The following is a 5,281-nucleotide window of genomic DNA, read 5'->3' as shown; positions in this document are numbered from 1 at the left end:
TTCGGATCGGCCTTAGCAACCAAATCCTACGTCATTTCAACGGCTTGAACCACATTCGCCAACCCACCGTGAATTTTTCAGGCTAGTTTGCGATGTCGTGAACCATTGGACGGATCGGGCGGACTTTTCTTTTCCGAGAAGATCTTTCAAAACGGCATTGTCGAGCATGTGTCCGGCCGGGGCGGCTTCACACAAGCGTTCTCATCCGACAGCGTCTTCAGTCCCACACACCGTTCCACCGTTCCTTCCGCCTTCCATTTGTAGATGCTGGCGGCGAGGAACCCATGCGGCATGAAGCCCAGGCCGATGATGGACCCGTTCAAATACCATCGCCGCAATCAGCAGACATGTGCTGCTTGCTCTGTTCGGTGCGCACCTCAGCGACGTCGATGTGCAAGTAGCCGATCGGACAGCTCTTGAATTTTCTTCTTCGCCGGCTTGTCACCCTCACGTCAGGCAAGCGGCTGATGCCGTGGCGTTGCAGACGACGATGCAATGACGAACGCGTCAGGTGTGGGATCGTCGGCTGCAATGCATAGAGGCAATCTTCCCACGGCAGCGGCGTGTAGCGGCGAAAAGCGACAATGACGGGCTCTTTCTCGAGTCATAACACGGTCGATCTCGGCTCCCTCGGACCGTTCGGCAGATCGGCCACCGAGGTCCGCTCCCGCGATTGGCGGCGGCCTGGTGATCCCCTAACGTTTGGCCAGCGCTCTCAGGCTCGCTTGACTATGCTGTATCGCAGAGGCGGATCGCCTCTGTCGTCGTGGCGCTCCGATGAACTTCCGCACGCCCGAATCGCTCAGCCGCACGCAGCCACAGCCTAGATGTTTGATCCTAGGCTTTAATGGGGTATCCTTGTCCTCGAATCGAGGGATGCACTATCGGTTAGGTTCTTTTCGTCTCGACTTACAACTTCAGATTTCGACAAGCGAGGTGGAAGATCACCGCTCGCCGGTCTCCTGCGCGCACCCGAAGCGCCGATCGGATGGCCGATCGCGATGGCGCCATCGTTGACGTTGACGATCGAGGGATCCCAGCCCATGTCCTTGTTGACGGCGCAGGCCTGGGCGGCAAAAGCTTCATTGGCCTCGACCAGGTCGAGATCGCCGACCGACCAGCCGGCTTTCTGCAATGCGTTGCGCGAAGCGGGGATCGGGCCTGTGCCCATGATCGCCGGATCGACGCCAGCGGTCGCCCAGGACACGATGCGCGCCAGCGGGGTGATGCCGCGCCTGGCGGCTTCCGCCTCGGTCATCAGCAGCTCGCCGGCGGCGCCGTCGTTGATGCCGGAAGCGTTGGCGGCGGTCACCGTGCCGTCCTTGTCGAAAGCAGGCTTCAGCTTGGTCATGGCGTAGATCGTGGCGCCGTGGCGGATGTATTCGTCCTGGTCGACGATGGTGTCGCCCTTCTTGCCCTTTATGGTGACGGCGACGATCTAATCCTTGAACTTGCCGGCCTTCTGCGCGGCCTCAGCCTTGTTCTGCGAGGCCAGCGCGAACTGGTCCTGGTCGTCACGAGTGATCTGGAACTGGCGGGCGACGTTCTCGGCGGTGTTGCCCATGTGGTAGCCGTTGAAGGCGTCCCATAGCCCGTCCTTGATCATGGCGTCGATCATCTTGTAATCGCCCATCTTGCTCATGATGGCTTCCTATTTGTTAGAACTGAGCCTTGGCTCCGGCTAGGCATCAAGCCTCAATTGACGATCGTTGCCTCGGTGGCATTGCGGGGTTCACTGTCGGTGACACCTTCTGCCAGTTCCACCAGCTTGAGCCCGCCCTCAACTACGTCGAGTATGCCAAGGTTGGTCATGATGCGATCGACCACACGCTGACCGGTCAGCGGCAGGGTGCACGCCTTCAGCACCTTGGACTCTCCGGCCTTGCTGGTGTGATCCATAGCTACGACCACACGCTTCATCCCAGCGACCAGGTCCATTGCCCCCCCATGCCTTTGACGAGCTTGCCCGGTATCATCCAATTTGCCAGATCGCCGTTTTCGGCAACCTCCATCGCGCCGAGGATCGCCATTGCGATCTTGCCGCCGCGGATCATTGCGAAGCTCTGCGCGGAGTCAAAGAAGGCCGAATGCGGTAGTGCGGTCACTGTCTGCTTGCCGGCATTGATGAGATCGGCATCACTTCATCCTCAGTCGGAAACCGGCCGATACCCAATAGCCCGTTTTCCGATTGCAGCGTTACCCGAACTCCCTCGGGAATGTGATTGGCAACTAGGGTCGGAATGCCAATGCCGAGATTGACGTAGCTGCCGTCTTCAAGTCCGCGCGCAGCCCGTGCCGCCATCTGGTTCCGATCCCAAGCCATTCGTCTCTCCCAACCTTACGCTGCCGCGCGCGTTGTACGCTGTTCAATGCGCTTCTCGTGCACACCCTGGATCAGGCGGTGAACGTAGATGCCAGGCAGGTGAACATGGTCAGGGTCGAGGCTGCCGACCGGTACGATTTCCTCGACCTCGGCGACGCAGATCCTGCCGCATGTTGCGGCCGGCGGGTTGAAGTTGCGCGCAGTCTTGCGGAAAACGAGATTACCTGACGTGTCCGCCTTCCACGCCTTCACAATCGACAGGTCCGCGACAATTCCGGTCTCGAGCACATAGGTCTCGCCGTTGAAGGTTTTGTGCTCTTTGTAGTCGGCGACCATGGTGCCTACGCCGGTCTTCGTATAAAAACCTGCGATACCGGCACCACCAGCGCGCATGCGCTCGGCCAGAGTCCCCTGAGGATTGAATTCGAGTGCCAGTTCACCGCTCAGGTATTGGCGCATGAACTCGGCATTCTCGCCGACGTATGACGAGATCATCTTCTTGATCTGCTTCGTCTTCAGCAGCACGCCGAGCCCGAAATCGTCGACGCCGCAATTGTTCGATGCAATCGTCAGCCCCTTTACGCCGGCGTCCCGGATCGCCCCGATCAAAAGCTCCGGGATCCCGCAAAGCCCAAATCCGCCGGCTGCGATCACCATCCCGTCAAACAAAAGACCTTCCAGCGCAGAGCTGGCATCCCCAAAAACTTTGCTCATGTAACTCCCCGAATGGATGGCCAGCACATTGGCTGTTTGCCGCAATTGCCAAGCCGATATGGTGTGTCCACAAATGTTAGTTGCTGTGGCCGCGAGCCACGGATCACGGCTTGATTACTGCCTGACGGCCCATGGCCCGGATGGCGGTCAGTCGACGAGCCGCACGGGTCATTCCGAGACGGCAAACTTAGTTGGAAGTCGTTGCATCGACCGACTCGTGCATAGGGATTTCCTTGCCTTCATGCTCTTCACGTTCACTGAGGAAGCTCTTGCTTGAAGAATGGTACATTCAGATCTTTTGGCCGTCGCGAACGAGTTCATCCATAACGAGACCGACAGCGCTTTCAGCGATTGCAACGATCTCTTCGACTTCTGACTTGGTTGTTACGAGCGGCGGCGCAAAGCCCAAAATGTCCCCGTGCGGCATAGCGCGAGCGATAAGACCACGGTCGCGGGCAGCCTTTGAAATACGTGCACCAACCTTGAGCGACGGGTCGAAACGCTTCCTATTGTCCCGATCGGCCACGAACTCGATTGCGCCCATAAGGCCAACTCCGCGCACTTCGCCGACGATCGGCAACTGGGCGAATTTTTCCTTCAGCTGCGCTTGGAAAAATGCTCCAACGTCACGTGCGTTGCCAGGGAGGTCTTCTTTCTCGACGATGTCGAGAACCGCGTTGGCCGCGGCGGCGCCCATCGGATGACCAGAGTAGGTATAGCCATGTGAGAATGCCCCAACCCTATCAGCGCCGTCTTCCATCACCTTGTAAACCTTCTCGCCAACGATCGCCGCGGAGAGCGGGAAGTAGGCAGAGGTCAGGCCCTTCGCGACCGTAATGAGGTCGGGTTCGATCCCATAGTGCTGTGAGCCGAACATCGAACCTGTTCGACCAAAACCGGTAATTACTTCATCGGCGATGAGGAGCACATCGTGCCTTCTCAGAACGGCCTGGATGGCCTCCCAATACTCTTCCGGCGGAGGCGTGATGCCGCCTGTGCCGAGCACAGGCTCGGCGATGAAGGCGCCGACATTGTCTGGGCCCAGACGTCTGATCAGTTGGTCAAGCTCGGCCGCGCGGCGGGCAGAGAACTCCCGCTCAGTCTCGCCTGGGTTTGCGCCCCAGTAATGATGTGGAACACCAGTGTGAACAATCTGGGGGAGCGGCAGGTCCATGTTGTCGTGATAAAAGTTCATGCCGGTCATCGAACCGGACACCACGCTGCAACCGTGATAGCCTCTCTCCCGCGAGATGATCTTCTTCTTGTTCGGCTTGCCGCGCAGGTTGTTGTAGTACCAAACGAGCTTGGCCTGGGTCTCGTTGGCGTCCGAGCCGGACATGCCATAAAAAACCTTGCTCATTTTGCCCGGCGCCATTTTCACGAGACGATCGGACAAGATGGCAAGTTCGTCCGTCGTGTGCGCTGCATAGGAGTGGTAATAGGCGAGTCGATAGGCCTGTCGCGAGATCGCCTCGGCGATTTCGGTGCGGCCATAGCCCACGTTGACACAGTAAAGTCCTGCAAAGCCGTCGATCAGCCGGTTGCCGTGCGCGTCCTGGATGCGAATGCCCTTGCCCGTCTCGACGATTGTCGGCTCACCCAGCTTCCCGGTCGCGAAGTCCTTGAGCTGCGTGAAAGGATGCAGGACCGAGTTTCTGTCCTTCTCGCTTATGTCCTTGATGTTGATAGTCATCTTGCTTCCTCTCAGGCTGCAATGTTTCCAAAACAGCCGTATCTGGTTCGAGATATTCGGGCAGGCAGTACTTTTATCCCGCTGGATAGCAGGCGTTCCGCGCAGATCATGACACTCGCCGCCAAGTCCACGCCAGCCTCCTCGCATATGGCAACATCAGAAAGCCGATCACCGGCTGAACGACTGGGAGTGATGGGCTCCTTTCGGTTCACCGACCACCAATTTGTCGCGGCGCTCGATGAGATCGCGCGTTTGCGTTTCTTCAATACCGACGCTAGGGCAGCCTGTGTGAATTAAGCAAATCTCCTGCACACAAACTATTTTAGAGGCAACGCTGCTTGAGAGCGAAATTCACTGACTTGGAGCATTTTTCCTGCCATTTCGCCACTATCGGCGCAGGGTCTCGTTCGCGGAATTGTTGCGGAGCGAAACAGCCTGCAACGTGCCAAGGTGCAGTTTAGCTGTTTAGCCTGAAAAATTCACGGTGGGTTGGCGAATGTGGTTCAAGCCGTTGAAATGACGTAGGATTTGGTTGCTAAGGCCGATCCGAA

General features: G+C 58.1%; 2 protein-coding genes and 3 pseudogenes. All 5 read right to left on the bottom strand.

From position 1 onward, the window contains the following. Positions 1–346 precede the first annotated feature (346 nt). Positions 347–816, bottom strand: a pseudogene (locus tag NKI52_RS32445) (transposase family protein); the annotation flags it as partial. A 148-nt stretch (positions 817–964) separates the two neighbouring features. After that, positions 965–1,636, bottom strand: a pseudogene (locus NKI52_RS32440) (acetyl-CoA C-acyltransferase); the annotation flags it as partial. A gap of 59 nt (positions 1,637–1,695) precedes the next feature. Then, positions 1,696–2,302: pseudogene (locus NKI52_RS32435) on the bottom strand (3-oxoacid CoA-transferase subunit B). 36 nt (positions 2,303–2,338) lie between these two features. Beyond that, positions 2,339–3,037 carry a CoA transferase subunit A gene (locus tag NKI52_RS32430; RefSeq protein WP_352700846.1) on the bottom strand — a complete coding sequence of 233 codons (699 nt, stop codon included), beginning with the start codon at positions 3,035–3,037 and terminating at the stop codon, positions 2,339–2,341. 289 nt (positions 3,038–3,326) lie between these two features. Further along, on the bottom strand, positions 3,327–4,730 hold the full coding sequence (locus NKI52_RS32425; protein ID WP_352700845.1) for an aspartate aminotransferase family protein: 1,404 nt from the start codon (positions 4,728–4,730) through the stop codon (positions 3,327–3,329). Positions 4,731–5,281 lie beyond the last annotated feature (551 nt).

It is taken from the genome of Mesorhizobium sp. M0590 (genome assembly GCF_040320905.1).
In the GTDB taxonomy this organism is placed as follows: domain Bacteria; phylum Pseudomonadota; class Alphaproteobacteria; order Rhizobiales; family Rhizobiaceae; genus Mesorhizobium.
The sequence above is the reverse complement of the archived record's forward strand: the minus strand, read 5'-3'. Positions and strand labels throughout refer to the sequence as shown.

What these genes read in the sequence shown, in the direction of transcription:
- NKI52_RS32430 (WP_352700846.1), bottom strand. Translation starts at nt 3,037, where the DNA reads ATGAGCAAAGTTTTTGGGGATGCCAGCTCTGCGCTGGAAGGTCTTTTG.
- NKI52_RS32425 (WP_352700845.1), bottom strand. Translation starts at nt 4,730, where the DNA reads ATGACTATCAACATCAAGGACATAAGCGAGAAGGACAGAAACTCGGTC.